This window comes from Caulobacter rhizosphaerae, from assembly GCF_010977555.1.
Taxonomy (GTDB): domain Bacteria; phylum Pseudomonadota; class Alphaproteobacteria; order Caulobacterales; family Caulobacteraceae; genus Caulobacter; species Caulobacter rhizosphaerae.
In genome coordinates this window covers 714581-730422 of sequence record NZ_CP048815.1, presented here as the reverse complement: position 1 = coordinate 730422, position 15842 = coordinate 714581, and the positions used below count along the sequence as shown (strand labels likewise).

Sequence of the window (15842 nt, the reverse complement as noted above, 5' to 3'; positions counted from 1 at the left end):
GGGGACACACGCCCGCACCACCGGCTCGCGGGTCCTGGAGCCGAGGTCGCCGTGTGCATCCCCGTTCTGCCCTCGACCTACCCCTTCTTCGCCAGTGGATGCTTGGTTCTGACCACCTGCGCCAGATGATCCCCCGCCACATGGGTGTAGATCTGGGTGGTGGCGATGTCGGCGTGGCCCAGCAGGGTCTGGATGACGCGCAGGTCCGCGCCGCCCTCCAGCAGGTGGGTGGCGAAGGCGTGGCGCAGGACGTGCGGGCTGACCGTCTCGCGGTCGATGCCGGCGGCGATGGCGGCGTCCTCCAGCAGCTGCGACACCCGCCGGCCGGTCAGCTTCCCGCCCTTGCCGCGCGACGGGAACAGCCACGGGCTGTCCTTGACGCCTTTTGGCAGGAATTGCGGCCTTGCCTCCAGATAGGCCTTCACCGCCGCGCGGGCCGCGTCGTTCAGCGGGGCCAGCCGCTCCTTGCCGCCCTTGCCCTTGACCATCAGGAAGGCCGGGTCGCGGGCCAGGGCGGCCAGGGGCAGGTTCAGCAGTTCGGAGATCCGCAGGCCCGAGGCGTAGAGCAGCTCGATCATGCAGGTCAGGCGCAGGCCCTGGGCCCCGTCCTTGGCCGTGGCCGCCGCGATCAGCCGCAGGATGGCGTCCCGCGACAGCACCTTGGGCAGCGGCCGCCCGGCCTTGGGGGCCTCCACCCGGCGCGAAGGGTCGTCGTCGCGCCAGCCCTCGCCCAGCACGAAGCGGTAGAACTGGCGCAGGGCCGAGCGGCGGCGGGCGGCGGTGGCCGGCGACAGGCCGCGCGCGCCCAGGTCGGCGAAATAGGCCTCGACCGCCTCGGCCGAGGCGCCGTCCAGGTCGCCGCGCGAGGCCAGGAACAGCCGGGCGTCGATCAGGTCCTTCTCATAGGCGGTCAGGGTGTTGCGGGCGGCGGCGCGTTCGACGGCCATCATCTCGAGGAAGGCGTCGATCCAGCCCCCGCTCTTTCCCGAAGAGGCGGCGGCGCTCATTTGACCTGCAGCGCCAACAGTCCCTCCACGGCGAAGGCGCGGGCGTCGGCTTCCAGGCCCGCCTTCAGCAGGGCGCGGACCAGCCGGGCGCGGTCGACCGGCCCGGGTCCCGACGGACCGGCGTCGGCGGCGATCGACAGGACCAGCAGGGCCGTCTCGCCCTGGCGACCGGCGGTGGCCGCGTCGTCCAGCACGATCAGCCGCCCAGCCGGAGCGGCCGACTTGCCGGGGTCGAAGGTCGCCAACGAGGCGCGGGCCTCCGGGCCCATGACGCCGCCAAGCGCCGCCAGGATCAGGGCGGCAGGCTGGGCGGGCGACTTGGCCCCGCCCTGGGCGCCGCGCTCGATCAGGCCATCGAGAACCTGGCTGTCCGCCTTGCCCCCGGCGGCGGCCAGGGTCGCGTCCAGCAGGGCCAGGTCGGTGGTGGCGGCGCCGGCGGGCAGGGCGTCGCCGGTCAGCTTGCCCCGGATCGCCTGGGCGGTGGCCGGGTCGCCGGCGGCCAGGGCGGCGCGGGCGAAGAGGACCGGATCTTCCAGCGGCGCGTCGGCCCCGGCCAGGGCGGCGATGGCCGGTTGGGCGGCCTTGGCGGCGTCGGTGAAGGCGGCCAGGCCCTTGGCGCCGCGCAGGGCCGCGACGGCCGAAGCCTGGGCGGCGGTCAGGTCGGTGGGCGGGACCGCGTCGGCCGGCTTGATCGCCGCTTTCAACGCCGGCGAGGCGGCGGCGACGGCGGCGGGCGCCGAGACGTCCAGGCCCAGCTTGCGCGACAGGGCGTAGTTGATCCCATTCTTCAGGCTGGCCGCCCCCGCCGGCGCGCCCGACAGCAGGGCGTTCATCAGCCGGGCGTAGTCGGCGTCCTTGGTCTGCGGGGCGGCCAGGGTGAAGGTCAGTTGGGCCGCGTCGTGCTGGTCGCCGATCGCCTGGCAGAAGGCCCGCAGCCGCAGCCAGTAGGGGGCGCCGCGCTCGACGCTCAGCGCCTCGCCGATCTTGCAGGCCTTGTCGTCGGCGCCGGTGATCAGGGCCGCCTCGGCCGCCGCCATCGACAATTGGGCGCTGCCGGCCACGCCGGGGACGCGGTCGAGCACGGCGTCTGCGCCCTTGGCCTCGCCCAGGGCGATCAGAGCCATGGCCCGGGTCGCGCCCAGCTCGGGGTCGTCGCCAATCCCGGCCGGGGCGTTGGCGCCGGTGGCCAGCACCCGCCGCGCCAGGCCGGCCGCGGCCGGCGACAGCGGCTTGGCGGCCAGCTTGGGCAGGGCTTCCTTGGCGACGCCCGGCGAGGCGTCCTTCCACAGGTCGCCCGACAGGCCGGTCTCGGCGGCCGGCGACGAGAACAGGTCCGGCGCGGCCAGGGACTGGACCTGCACCGGTCCCTGCCCCCAGGCGGGAGCCGCCGCAAGCATCGCCGCCGCCAGGACGAGGGCCGAACAGGTCGTGAGTCGCTTGGAAGGGGCCATGGTTCAACTATGCCGCAGGACAGAGGTTGAAGAAAACTTTTCGCCCTCCGGAACACCCTGGACGCGGCTTTGGTCCAAACCTTGGCGGGAGGCCTCGCCCTCGTGTAAACCGCGCGCAGGCATGACCGACCAAACCGCCCCTTCCAGCCCCGACCCAAGGGCCGCCCTGCGCCGCAAGACCATCGTCTTGGTCGGGCTGATGGGCGTGGGCAAGTCCAGCGTCGGCCGCCGCCTGGCCGCGGCCCTGGACCTGCCGTTCCGCGACGCCGACAACGAGGTCGAGGCCGCCGCCGGCCGCTCAATCCCCGAGATCTTCGCCGAGATGGGCGAGCCGGCCTTCCGCGACGGCGAGCGGCGGGTGATCGCCCGGCTGCTGGACGAGCCGCCGCACGTCTTGGCCACCGGCGGCGGGGCCTTCGTCAACGCCGAGACCCGCGCCCTGATCAAGTCCAAGGCCGTCGCGGTCTGGCTGAAGGCCGACCTGGAGCTCTTGGCCCGCCGCGTCAGCCGCAAGGACGGCCGGCCGCTGCTGAAGGGCCGCGACCCGATGGACGTGCTGCGCGAGCACGCCAGCCTGCGCTACCCCGCCTATGGCGAGGCCCACCTGACCGTCGAGACCGGCGACACCGCCCACGCCGTGGCGGTCGAGGCCGTGATCCAGGGCCTGAGGGGCTACCTGGCCCCGTCCGATGCCCCCTCCCCATCCGAAAGCGAGTCCAAGTGATCACCACCATTCCCGTGGGCCTGGGCGCGCGCGCCTATGACGTGGTCGTCGGCACGGGCCTGATCGACCGGGCGGGCGAGCACATCGCCCCGCTGCTCAAGCGCAAGCGGGTGGCGGTGGTCACCGACACCAATGTCGGCGAGCATCACGGCGAGCGCCTGGCCAACGCCCTGGAGCACGCCGGCGTCGCCACCGACGTGATCCTGGTTCCGCCCGGCGAGGAGACCAAGAGCTTCGAGGGCCTGGCCGAGTTGAGCGACCGGCTGCTGGCCCTGAACCTGGAGCGCGGCGACATGGTCGTGGCGTTCGGCGGCGGGGTGGTCGGCGACCTGACCGGCTTCGCGGCGGCGATCTACAAGCGCGGCATCGACTTCATCCAGATCCCGACGACCCTGCTGGCCCAGGTGGATTCGTCCGTGGGCGGAAAGACCGCCATCGACACCCCGCGCGGCAAGAACCTGATCGGCGCCTTCCACCAGCCGCGGCTGGTGCTGGCTGACCTGGACATCCTGGCCACCCTGCCCGCCCGCGAGCTGGCCTGCGGCTATGCCGAGATCATCAAGTACGGCCTGCTGGGCGACTTCGCCTTCTTCGAATGGCTGGAAGCCCACGTGAAGGCCGTGCTGGAGCGCGACACCGCCGCCCTGGTCCGCGCCGTCGGCCGCTCGGTGGAGATGAAGGCGCAGATCGTCGCCGAGGACGAGAAGGAAGCCGGCCGCCGCGCCCTGCTGAACCTGGGCCACACCTTCGGCCACGCGGTCGAGGGTGAGATGGGCTTCGGCGACGGGCTCAAGCACGGCGAGGCCGTCGGCCTGGGCATGGCCCAGGCCTTCCGCTTCTCGGTCCGCCAGGGCCTGTGCTCGGCCCAGGACGCCGTCCGCGCCGAGGCCGCGATCAAGGCCGCCGGCCTGCCAACCCGCCTGTCCGACATCCGCCCCGAGCCGTTCAGCGCCGACGCCCTGATCGCCCACAGCGCCCAGGACAAGAAGGCCGAGGGCGGGCTGCTGACCTTCATCCTGGTGCGCGGCATCGGCGACGCCTTCGTGGCCAAGGACGTCGACCGGGCGGCGCTACGGGCGTTCCTGCTGGAGGAAGGCGCGGTCTAGTCGGCGCTCAGGCGGCGATCCAGCGCGACCAGGAAGTCCTCCAGCCGGCAGAGCCGCTGGCCTGGCGCGTGGCAGGCCAGGTCGAGCTCGCGTCGGACCGGCGGGCTGGCGAGCGACAGGGGCGCCAAGCTCCGGAGCTGGTCGGGGGTCTGGGCCTCGTAGAAGGCGCCGACGAACCGGCGGCCCTGGCCGTCGACGAACACCTGCAGCTCCAGGGCGCCGCCGATCGGCGGGTCGTCCTGGCCGTAGCCGTCCATCTTGAAGTGCGCACCGATCAGGCTGGCCAGCGCGGCGATGTTGTTGTCGTGGCCGACGAAGACGTTGACGGCGGGCGCGTCCTTGGCCGCCAGGATGCCGGAGATCCTCCTGGCCATCGGCCCGCCGATCCGCCGGGCCATGTAGCGCGGCCGGGTGTAGATATCGAACAGCAGGGCGTGGAGGCGCGAGACGTCCTCCAGCGCTCGCGGCGTGGCGCGGCCCCAGCCCACCTGATCCAGCGGCAGGCCTTCGGCGTATTGCAGCATGAACACCTGGGCCGTGCCGGACAGGATGGAAATCGGTCCGTCCAGCGCCAGGCCGTCGTCAGGGCTGGGCGCCAGGCGCGTCGGGGCCGAGGCGATGTCGCACGGCGGCTGGGTCCGGTCGCAGCCCAGCACGCGCTCCATTTCGCGGATCTTGGCCGCGTAGGGGGCGACCAGGGCGGCGGGACCGCCGTTCTCGGCGGTGATCGCGGCGGCGGCCTTGGCCCCGCTGAACTCCACCGCCTTGGCCTCGACGGAGTGGAACAGCGGGTCCTCGGTGTCGAGCGGCTGGTGGCCCACGGCCAGGTGGCAGCCGGGCGCGAAGCCCTCGGCGAAGGCCTCGCCGCTGGCGATGGTGCGCTGGGCGGTGTTGGTCCAGATGACGATCGCGCCGGGCGCGGGACAGCCCTCCGGCGCGGCCAGGCCCTGACTGGCCAGCCGCTGGCGATCATAGACGCCCATCAGCCGCGCCGCCTGGCGGCCGTGCGGCGTCAGCAGGCTGGGCGGGGTGCTCCAGACCGGCCAGGGCGGGTGGGCGTAGGCGTCGACCGCCGCCTCGCCCGGCAGCGGAGCGCGGATGCCGTGGCGGTACAGCATCACGGTGCGCTCGACCTTGAGCGGACCTTGCGGCCCCGCAGTCTGGGCGCTCGCGCCGCCGCCGACGGCCAGCAGCGCCGCGAAGGCGAGGATCGGAAGGATGGGCTTCATCAGGCGCGCCTGTCGGTGAGATCGGCGCGAGCCTCGCGCCGGAGCGAGGGATCCCGGCCGCGGACGGCCGGGATCCGCGGGATCAGTAGGCGTATTTCAGGGTCAGCAGGCTGGTCCGGCCCGAGTCCACCACGTCGGAAAGCGCCAGGCTGTGCTGGCCGATGTGGGACCAGTAGCTTTCGTCCTTCAGCAGGTTGGCGACCGACAGGTCCAGCTTCACGCCGTTGTCGAAGGCGTAGCCGACATGCAGGTCGACGCTGCGCATGGGCCGAACCCACAGGTTGTCCCACTCTCCCGCCTGGTCCAGCACATCGTAGTCGGCCACATAGGTGCCGGTGTAGTGGTAGATCACGTCGAAGCTGAAGCCGCCCTTCTGGTAGAAGAGCTGGGCGTCGGCCAGCCAGTCCGGCGCGTTCTGGATGCGGTTGTCGACGCCGTCGCCCAGGTCGACGCTGGTCCACTGACGCGTGACGTTCAGGCCCGCCCCCAGGCCGCCCAGCAGGCCCGGCAGATCCGAGAACTTCTGTCGCAGCTGAAGCTCCAGGCCATAGACGTCGCCGTCACCACCGTTGGTGGGCTGGTTGGTGGTGACCCTGCCCTCGGTCAGGGTGTCGGAGTTCACCGGGCTGGAGCCGTTGTCGTACAGATAGTCCGACAGGTGCTTGTAGAAGCCGCCGACCATGGCGTAGCCGCCCTTGGCGTTGCTCCACTCGCCCGATAGGTCCAGGTTGATCGCCTTGATCGGCTTCAGGTCGGGATTGCCCTTGGTGATCGTGACATTGCCGTCGTCGCTGACCTGGCGGCGCTCGCCGCCGGCCAGCTGGATGAAGGCCGGACGGGTGTAGGAGGTCCAGACCGAGCCGCGATAGACCGCGGCGTCGCTGGGCCGCCAGGTCAGGAACAGGCTGGGCAGGACCTCGTCATAGGTGGTGTCGCTCTTGGCCCAGTTCCCGGTCTGCTGGCCGGCGCTGGTGGTCGGGATCGCCCAGTAGGTGTTGTCGATCTTGGTGTGCTCGTAGCGCAGGCCAGGGATGACCTCGACATCGCCGAACTGGTAGTCGGCCATGGCGTAGAGCGAGGCCACCGCCTCGTCGCCCTTCTGGGTGTTGCAGTTGAAGTTGTTGACCGCGTTCGAGCCGCAGGTGTCGAAGCTGGCGTCGGTCTTGTACTTGTTGAAGTACTCGAACAGCTTGTCCTGGCTGACCTTCGGCACCCGCCAGCCATACTCGCCCGGATAGATGTGGTCGTAATAGCCGGTGGTCAGGCCCAGGCTGTCCCAGGTCAGGCCGCCCTGGCCGATCAGGTTGGCGAAGTGGTCGTTGGTCCAGTCGCGGTTGGTGACCCGGCGGTGGCTGTCGACATATTTGCCGCCCAGCTTCACCCACTGCAGCGCGCCGTCCTCGAAGACCCGCTTGGCGTCGAACTTGAAGCCGTACTTTTGCTGGCCGCTGTACTGCTCTGTCAGCTGGCCGGCGCGGCGCGCCAGCAAGGCGGAGCCGGCGTTGTTCAGGTCGTTATAGATGTCTGGGGTGAGCAGCGGCCGGGGCAGGTCGTCGGTATAGCTCATCGACAGCCCGCCCAGCGGCCGGTTGGAGCCGTTGTTGAACCGGTCGCTCTGGTTGATGCGGGCCGAGGCCTCGATATGGTTGGGCCGGTCGTTGTCGCCCTCGCTGTAGAACAGCTGCGGCGACAGGGTCCACGCGCCCAGGGTCTTGTCGCCGCCGAACTGCAGCGTGCCCAGGTCGGCCTTCTCGGGGTTGGTCTCGTACCAGACCCGGGTCGAGATCGCGTCGACGCTGAGGGCGTAGCGCCCGGAGCCGGGGACGGTCTCCTTGTAGCTCTTGGCGGCGCTCACATACTGGCTGAGCGTCGAGTTCTGCTGGGTCTTGGCGTAGGCGTAGGAGCCGCGCAGATAGACGTCCAGCGTGTCGTCCGGGCGCCAGTCGGCGGTGAAGTTGCCGCCCCAGCGGGCGGTGTAGCCGTTGGAGACCCCGAAGTTGGCGCCGGTCTGGGTGATGTTCTGCTCCGGATCCAGGCCGGGATAGCTGTTCCCATCCTTGTCCTTGACCAGGAAGCCCCAGCCGCCGTCGTTGCGGGCGGCCATGACGCCGGCCATCTCGCTGTTGGCGTAGTTGCGCTTGTCGTAGAAGGCGCTGGCATAGACGCCGAAGGTCTGGTCGGCCCCGAACTTCCGGGCCCATTCGCCCGACAGGCCGCCGCCCAGGCCCTTGTCGCCATAGTCGCGGGCGCGGCTCTCGACCCGGCCCGAGACCGTGATCGAGCCCTGGACGTCGTCGTGGTAGTCAAAGGCCGAGGGCGTGCGGAAATCGACCGTGCCGCCGATCGCGTCGCCGTCCATGTCGGCGGTCGAGGTCTTGTTCAGCAGGATGGTGTGCAGGCCCGACGGCGGCAGCAGGCTCAGCTGGACCTGGCGGCTGTAGGGCATGCCCTGGGCCACGGTCACGCCGTTGATCATGTTGACGTTGAACTCGGCGTTCAGGCCGCGGATCGACACGAACATGCCCTCGCCGCGCGAGGCGCCGTCGATGCCGCCGAAGAACGACGAGCCGGTGTTCATCACATTGACGCTGGGCATCATGCCCAGGGCCTCGGCGACGTTGTGGACCGCGGTGTGCTCCAGGTCCTCGGCCGACAGGATCGCCACCGGCGTCAGGGCGCTCATCTGGGCCTTGGCCGCGTCGTTGCGCTTGGCGACGATGACCAGGGAGTCGACGGTCGTGGGGTCGCCGGCGTCGGCCGCGGGTTCGGCTGTCGGCTCGGCCGCCCAAGCCTGGCCCGTCATGAAGGCCGCCGTCGCCATGGCCCCGGCCATCAGCGCGCGTCTGCGCGTTCCAGCCCGGCCCGCGCGCCTGGACGCGGCGCCTGTGTCGATGATCCGGTGCAATGGCCCCTCCTGCGAATGAAATCGGGGGAGGCCATGACACGGCTATGTGACATTTTTCTCGTAAATCCACAAAGATATTGCTTAGATTTGAACAACCGCCGCCAAACGGGCACAATATCCACAGAATAGTCTCAACTTGCGATGGAAACCCTAGCTGAAGGGCCGCCTCGCCGAGGAGGCTTGGACGCCTGAGCCCACGCACCTGCGGATCGACCTTCAGCTCCGGGGCCGAAAACCTCGTCCTTCGACAAGCTCAGGATGAGGTTTTCTGCTGACACGGCCCTAACACTGGTCCTCATCCTGAGCCTGTCGAAGGACGAGGACCACGCACGGCTTCGTAAGGTCCGATCCGCATCGGGCCCGCCGCCCATGCCATCTCCCCCTCGCCGCCGCCCCGGCGTACAACCCTTCCATGATCCTGACCGCCATCCTCGGCCTCGCGCCGATCGTCATCGTCCTGCTGGCCCTGTCGGCGCTGTTCTCGGCCGCCGAGACCTCGCTGACCGCCGCCTCGCGGGCCCGCATGCACCAGCTGGAACGCGAGGGCGACCGACCGGCCAAGCGGGTCAACACGCTGCTGGCCGACCAGGAGACGATGATCGGGGCGGTGCTGCTGGGCAACAACCTGATCAACATCCTGGCCTCGGCCCTGACCACCCAGGTGCTGACCGCCGCCATCCCGGGCCCGTGGGGCGTGGCGGCGGCGACCGGGGCGATGACCGTGCTGGTCCTGGTGTTCGCCGAGGTGCTGCCCAAGACCCTGGCGATCCTGAAGTCGGACGACGTGGCCCGCTTCCTGTCCGGACCCACCCTGCTGGTGGTGCGGCTGTTCGGACCGATCATCTACGCCATCCAGTGGGTGGTGCGCCGTACGCTGCGATTGTTCGGCGTCAAGCTGACCATGGAGGTCGACGTCCTGGCCGCCCACGAGGAGATCCGCGGCGCGGTCGAATACCACCACTCCGAAGGCGGGGTCGAAAGCGGCGACCGGCGGATGCTGGGCGGGGTGCTGGACCTGTCGGACATGGACGTCTCCGAGATCATGGTCCACCGCAAGTCGATCACCCTGATCGACGCCGACCTGCCGATCCGCGAGCTGGTGGCCGAGGCGCTGGAGGCCCAGCACACCCGCATCCCCCTCTATCGCGACAACGCCGACAACATCGTCGGGGTGTTGCACGCCCGCGACCTGCTGCGGGCCCTGGCCGCCGCCAACGGCGCGATCGACGACATCGACGTGGCCTCGATCCAGCGCGAGCCGTGGTTCATCCCCGACACCACCAATCTGAAGGACCAGCTGAACGCCTTCCTCAAGCGGCGCAGCCACTTCGCCCTGGTGGTCGACGAGTACGGGGCGCTGCAGGGGCTGGTGACCCTGGAGGACATCCTCGAGGAGATCGTCGGCGAGATCGAGGACGAGCACGACACCAAGGTCGAGGGCCTTCGTCCGCAGGCGGACGGCTCGGTGCACGTCGACGGCCACGTCACCGTGCGCGACCTCAACCGGGCCATGGACTGGCGCCTGCCGGAGGGCGAGGCGGTGACCATCGCCGGCCTGGTGATCCACGAGGCCCAGACCATTCCCGAGCCCGGCCAGATCTTCATCTTCCACCACCACCGCTTCCAGGTGCTGCGCCGCCAGCGCAACCAGATCACCGGCCTGCGGATCAGCGGACGGCTGGACGAGAGCGTCCGCTGAGCGCCCTGCGTCGCATACTCGACTCAACGGCCTGATTTTCGCCGATCTGCCCGATGATTTGCCGCACGGGCGGGTTGAGGGCGGCCGGTTCCCAGCGCACTATGGCGGCCTGCGGAACCATCACTGTGGCGATGCGTTTGTGATCGCGCTCGAGAACGAGCACCGGGGCGAGTGGGGGTGAACAGCTTGGCCAAGGCGACCAGTCGCGCCGAGGAGGACGAGGGCGAGGACCTTGTCGCACGCCTCGCCGCGGCCGAAGAGGCCCTGGCCGAAGAGGTGCGCCGCTCGCGCGCCCTCAACCGCATCGCCGAGGCCATCGGAGCCGGCCATGACGCCGAGACCCTGGTCCAGACGGTGGTCGACGGCGGGGTCGAGCTGACCGGTGCCCAGTTCGGCGCGTTCTTCTACAAGATCACGGACCAGGCCGGCGAGAGCTTCATGCTCTACAGCCTGTCGGGCGCGCCGCGCTCGGCCTTCGAAGCCTTTCCGACGCCGCGCAGCACCGCCGTCTTCGCCCCCACCTTCAAGGGCCAGGGCGTGGTGCGGTCGGACGACATCACCCGCGACCCGCGCTACGGCCGTGACCCGCCCCATCACGGCATGCCCGAAGGCCACCTGCCCGTCCGCAGCTACCTGGCCGTGCCGGTGGTCACCCGCGCCGGGGTCGTGCTGGGCGGACTGTTCTTCGGCCATCCGCAGGCGGGGCGCTTCGGGCCGCGCGCCGAGAGCCTGGTGGTCGGCCTGGCCGGACAGGCGGCGGTGGCGATCGAGTCCGTGCGGACCCACGAGGCCGCCCATGCCGAGCTGGCCCAGCGTCGCGACGCCGAAGAGCGCCTGAAGTTCGCCCTGGAGGCCGGCCGCCTGGGCTCGTGGGAGCTGGACGTCGAGACCCGCGCCTATCTGGCCTCGGATATCTGCAAGGCCAATTACGGCCGCGCCCCCGGCGACGACTTCGGGTTCGCCGACCTGGTCGCCTCCGTGCACCCCGACGACCGTCCGCGGATGATCGCCGCCATCGAGGACGCCATCCGCCACGGGGCCGACTACGACATCGAGTACCGGGTCTGCACCCCGGGCGGAGATGTCCGCTGGGTGCACGCCCGGGGCCGGGCCGCCCAGACCGCCGATCACGGCGGCGCCCGGCGGATGGCGGGCGTGTCGCTGGACGTCACCGAGCGCAAGCGCGCCGAGGAGCGGCAGAAGCTGCTGGTCAACGAGCTGAACCACCGCGTGAAGAACACCCTGGTCTCGGTGCAGTCGATCGCCAGCCAGACCCTACGCACGACCGACACCCCCGAGGCGTTCCGCGACGCCTTCGAGGGGCGGATCATGGCCCTGTCGCACACCCACGACCTGCTGACCCAGCAGAACTGGCAAGGCGCCAGCCTGCGCGAGATCTTCGATTTCGAGCTGGAGGCCTTCGCCGCCCGCGACCGCATCGCCTTCGACTACGCCCGCGACGTCCAGCTGAGCCCCAAGGCGACGGTGGCCCTGGGCATGGCGATCCATGAACTGACGACCAACGCCCTGAAGTACGGCGCGCTGTCGGTTCCCGGCGGCGGGGTGCGAGCGGCCTGGGGGCCCGAGCCGGGCGGGCCGGAATCGAGCGGGCCGGAGTCCGAGCCACGCCTGCGCCTGACCTGGACCGAGCACGGCGGCCCGCCGGTCGTGGCGCCCCGCCGTCACGGATTCGGCGCCCGCCTGCTGGAAAAGGGTCTGGCGGGAGAACTGTCCGCACAAGTCTCACTGGCCTATGATAGCCTAGGCCTCGTATGCACCATGCGGTTGCCGATCCGTGCTCTGGAGCCCTGAACCATGAAGACCCTTGCCGCCCTTAAGGTCTTGGTCGTCGAAGACGAGGCGCTGGTCTCCATGTTGGTGGAGGACATGCTCAGCGACCTCGGCTGCGTGGTCGTCGGTCCCGCGGCCGAGCTGGACGAGGCGCTGCGCCTGGCCGGCGAGGCCGACATCGACGCGGCCCTGCTGGACGTCAACCTGGGCGGCCGCCCGATCTTCCCGGTCGCCGACGCCCTGAAGGCGCGCGGCGTGCCGTTCGCCTTCGCCAGCGGCTATGGCGAGGCCGGCCTGTCGGAAGGCCACAAGGGCGCGACCGTGCTGCAGAAGCCGTTCCGCGAAGCCGACCTGCGCAAGGTCCTGGAGGGCCTGGCGGCGCAGAGCGTCTGAGCTTCACGCCCTGGCTTGAGGAAAAGCCAGGATCCGCGAACGGTCGAATCTCATGCCCGGCGGCGGCATGGGCGAACAAAAAGGGGCGGACCTCGAAGGTCCGCCCCTTTCCGTTTCCAGGCTTGATCCGGTCTGGGGCCCCGGCCTGACTGCTCAGGCCGGGGCTTTTCTGACGACGAACGGTGTCCAGTTCGCCGGGACGCCTAGAACCGGTGGGTCAGGTTCACGAACACCTGACGGCCGATGTAGTCGTACTGGGTCGCGAAGGCGTAGCTGCCGACGCGGCCGTAGGTGAAGTTGCCGCGGTCCTGCAGGGCCGGCGACACCTTGGGCGGAGCCTCGTTGAAGAGGTTGGTCACGCCCACGATGCCTTCCCACTTGTCGGCTTCATAGCGGACCGACAGGCCGTGGTACCACATCGCCTCGGCATGGTTCTTGGCGACGAAGGCCGAACCCTGCGGGGTGGTGTAGTTCGACGGCGGCGAGAGATTGGTGCCGAACTGGTAGTCGTAGTTCGACTGGTGGCCGACGAACTGGGTCGACCAGGCGATCGTGAAGTCGTTCCAGCGATAGCGAAGCTGGGTGTTGCCGACCACCTTCGGCTCGCCGATCACGCCGTTGAAGTCGTCCGTCGAGCCCGGGAACAGCTCTTGAGAGTCCTCCAGGGTGTAGCTGAACTGGGCGTCCAGGGTCAGCTTGCCCGGGCCGATATCGCGATTGTAGCGCGCCGTCAGGTCGATGCCGCGGCTCGTCTGGCTGACGATGTTGCGGAACGAGCCGTCGATGTCGGTGATGCCGAGATAGGTCGACGAATCCGGGTCGAGGTCGCGCGTGAACAGGCTGCAGAACGGATTGGTCGGGAAGTCGGCCGCCGCGTAGCACTGACCGATGACGGCCGCGCCGTTGCTGGTGACCTGATCATTGACCTCGATCTCGTAGTAATCGATCGCGATGTTGATGTCGGCGAAATCCGGGGTCCAGATGAAGCCCGCGCTGAACGCCTTCGACTTCTCCGGCTTCAGGTCCTTGCCGCCGCCGGTGACGATGAACGCCGACGGGTTGTTGCCGCCGTAGTCGCCCGGGATGCCCTGGGCCGCGCAGTTCTTGGCAATCGTCGGGTTCGACACGCCGCCGCCTTCCGGCGGAGCGTAGCGGATGCAGGGATCCACCGAAGCCTGGCTCAGATAGCCGCCCTGGTCGCCCAGGTTCAGCTCGAACAGCGCCGGGGCGCGGAACGAGGTGCCGTAGCTGCTGCGCAGCCGGTAGGCCGGGGTGATCTGCCAGTTCAGGCCCGCCTTGTAGGTGTAGTTCGTGCCATACGAGTCGTAATCCGACACACGTCCCGACAGGTTGACCGTCAGGGATTCGATGGCCGGCAGCGCCTTCAGGATCGGCGCTTCCAGTTCTCCGTACGCTTCCTTGACCGTGTCGCTGCCCTTGGTGCGGCTGGCGGTGGCCAGGTTGTAGAAGTTCTGGGTGGTCAGGTCCGTGCCGGGCTTGTCGTCCAGCTTGTCATGACGATACGACACGCCGAACGCCCCCGACACCGGGCCGGCCGGCAGCTTGAACAGGTCGCCGGACACGGTGAATTCGGCGATGGTCTGCTCGTAGTCGGTGACGCCCTTGTCCGTCAGTTTCAGATAGGCGTAGTCGTCCGCCGTCAGGTTGCCGGTCCGCAGAACCTCGTCCGAGAACAGGTTGATGTGGCGGCCGACGATCGGCGTGAAGTCGCTCTCGGCCCAATCGCCGCCGATGCCGTCCAGGAACTTCTGGCTGTTGATGCCGGTGAGGCTGTACTTGCCGCGGTTCTTGGAGAAGCTGGCGTAGCCGTCCCAGGTCCAGCCGTTGAAGTAGCCCAGGTTCTCGCCGAACTTGCCGCGCAGTCCGACGACTCCCCGGAACACGGTGACGTCCTGGGTGTACTTGTACGGCGTCAGGGCCAGGGCCTGAGGCGCGTAGAGGCCCGTGCCAGGGATGGTCTGGGCGGTGTTCGCGAACGAAGCGCCCGGGCAGTTGAACGGGTTCACGTCGCACGGGGCTTCCGGCGCGATGATCGGGAACAGCTGCTGGAGGTTGGTCTGCTGCGACTTGCGCTGGTGGCCCAGGAACTCGCCGTACAGCTCGCCGAAGTTCAGGTCGTACTGGCCGTCGGCATAGAGGGTGTAGCGCTTGGTCGGCGAGATGAAGTCGGCGTTCCGTTCCAGGGCGTTGATCGTGTCGCGGTCGTTCAGCGGCGCGAAACGATAGCCCGGCAGGCGGGGATCGGCGTTGGAGGCGGCCACGATCGGCGGGTTGGCCGGATAGGCCGGGCCGTCCGTCGAGATCCTGGCGCGGCTGCCATAGAAGGCTCCGCTCGAGGAATAGACGGGGATGTAGTTGAACAGCGCGCCCGACGGGCCCGTGCACTTGTAGGTGCCGGTGTCGACGTCGATCCAGTCGTTGCGCGCGCCGGTGGTGGGGTCGAAGCTATATTGCTCCTGGCACATCAGGTCCTTGCGGTCGCCGTACTTGAGCGCCTTTTGCTCATAGTACTGGCCGCTGATCTGGAACCGCCCCTTGTCGAGCACCCTACCGTAGGCGCCGCTGAAGGTGTATTCGTTGCCGCCGTCGCCGCCGCCGCCGAAGTTGCCGGACGCCTCCAGGCGACCGCCGTCCAGCTTGTTGCGCGTGATGACGTTGACGACGCCGGCCACGGCGTCCGAGCCGTAGATCGACGAGGCACCGTCCTTCAGGATCTCGTACCGTTCGACGATGGCGTCGGGCAGGATGTTCAGGTCGACGGCCGCGACCGCGCCCTGGGTGCCCGCGGGCGGCAGGCGCCGGCCGTTCAGCAGCACCAGCGTGCGCTGATCGCCCAGGCCCCGCAGCGAGACCGTGTTCACGCCGCCGCCGCCGTTGACGACGAAGCCGGTGAACTGGCTGTTGATCTGGGTCGAACCAGCCGAGACCGACGCGCCCTGCAGGATTTCGCTGCCGCTGACCAGGCCGGCCAGGGTCGATCCCTCCGAGGTGATCACCTGGACCGGAGAGATGCTGTTGAATTCATTGCGACGGATCCGCGAACCGGTGACCACCAGTTCATCTACTTCCGTCCCTTCCGGCGTCGCGGCGGCCGGCGTGGCGGCTGTGTCTTGAGCCGTCGCGAGGGTCGGCGCACCCACCGCGATCACACCCGCGATCATGGTCGTGCATAGTAGAACTTTACGTAAGAACATTTTTACTCCCCGCATGAACCAGCCTAGCGACCTGACGTCCCCCAAGGCTCGAACGGGCAGTTAGGCAGGTCAAAAGCCGCGCTTCAACGAACGCGGTGAACGATCGGTGATTTCTTGCGCCATGAGTTACAATTTAGTCACATCGACGCCACAATGGCCCCGCTTGGGCCGATTTCGTGCCTTGATCCGATGCGCTTTCCCCATCCAAGATAGGCGCTCCCTGCGCAACCACCTTTGATTGCGATACATCGGCGACACATTGCGGACACAGGCCGATCATCGCTACCGTCGGAACAATCCGTTCACTCACACGAGGGTTCAC

General features: G+C 69.2%; 10 protein-coding genes. 5 read left to right on the top strand and 5 right to left on the bottom strand.

Annotated elements, in window-relative coordinates:
- Positions 1–77 precede the first annotated feature (77 nt).
- Together G3M57_RS03365 and G3M57_RS03360 are read right to left on the bottom strand one after the other, a co-directional pair.
- Positions 78–1007, bottom strand: a complete 930-nt coding sequence (locus tag G3M57_RS03365; RefSeq protein ID WP_163228709.1) for a site-specific tyrosine recombinase XerD — start codon at positions 1005–1007, stop codon at positions 78–80.
- Complete coding sequence (locus G3M57_RS03360) at positions 1004–2458, bottom strand: hypothetical protein (RefSeq protein ID WP_163228706.1); 1455 nt, start codon at positions 2456–2458, stop codon at positions 1004–1006. Before G3M57_RS03360 ends, G3M57_RS03365 begins: the two co-directional genes overlap by 4 nt.
- Positions 2459–2579: 121 nt before the next feature.
- On the opposite strand from G3M57_RS03360, the gene G3M57_RS03355 reads away from it, so the two are divergent.
- Positions 2580–3182: a shikimate kinase gene (locus G3M57_RS03355; protein ID WP_163228704.1), complete on the top strand. Its 603-nt coding sequence runs from the start codon at positions 2580–2582 to the stop codon at positions 3180–3182.
- Positions 3179–4288: a 3-dehydroquinate synthase gene (gene aroB, locus G3M57_RS03350; RefSeq protein ID WP_163228701.1), complete on the top strand. Its 1110-nt coding sequence runs from the start codon at positions 3179–3181 to the stop codon at positions 4286–4288. Before G3M57_RS03355 ends, aroB begins: the two co-directional genes overlap by 4 nt.
- Here aroB and G3M57_RS03345 read toward each other — a convergent pair.
- On the bottom strand, positions 4285–5517 hold the full coding sequence (locus G3M57_RS03345; RefSeq protein ID WP_163228699.1) for a histidine-type phosphatase: 1233 nt from the start codon (positions 5515–5517) through the stop codon (positions 4285–4287). The genes aroB and G3M57_RS03345 overlap by 4 nt on opposite strands.
- Before the next feature lie 82 nt (positions 5518–5599).
- Complete coding sequence (locus G3M57_RS03340; protein WP_188916222.1) at positions 5600–8350, bottom strand: TonB-dependent receptor; 2751 nt, start codon at positions 8348–8350, stop codon at positions 5600–5602.
- Between the two features lie 487 nt (positions 8351–8837).
- Here G3M57_RS03340 and G3M57_RS03335 point away from each other — a divergent pair, with 487 nt between their 5' ends.
- The 3 genes from G3M57_RS03335 to G3M57_RS03325 all read left to right on the top strand — a co-directional run bounded on the left by G3M57_RS03335 (position 8838) and on the right by G3M57_RS03325 (position 12305).
- Positions 8838–10121, top strand: coding sequence for an HlyC/CorC family transporter (locus G3M57_RS03335; protein WP_156402288.1), 1284 nt, complete (start codon positions 8838–8840; stop codon positions 10119–10121).
- A gap of 186 nt (positions 10122–10307) precedes the next feature.
- Positions 10308–11933, top strand: a complete 1626-nt coding sequence (locus G3M57_RS03330) for an HWE histidine kinase domain-containing protein (RefSeq protein WP_208789648.1) — start codon at positions 10308–10310, stop codon at positions 11931–11933.
- Positions 11934–11936: 3 nt separating this feature from the next.
- Positions 11937–12305 (top strand): response regulator, encoded by a 369-nt coding sequence (locus tag G3M57_RS03325; RefSeq protein WP_056758662.1) that lies wholly within the window; start codon positions 11937–11939, stop codon positions 12303–12305.
- 203 nt (positions 12306–12508) lie between these two features.
- On the opposite strand, the gene G3M57_RS03320 is transcribed toward G3M57_RS03325, so the two are convergent.
- Positions 12509–15487 (bottom strand): TonB-dependent receptor plug domain-containing protein, encoded by a 2979-nt coding sequence (locus G3M57_RS03320; RefSeq protein WP_163228695.1) that lies wholly within the window; start codon positions 15485–15487, stop codon positions 12509–12511.
- Between the last annotated feature and the right edge of the window lie 355 nt (positions 15488–15842).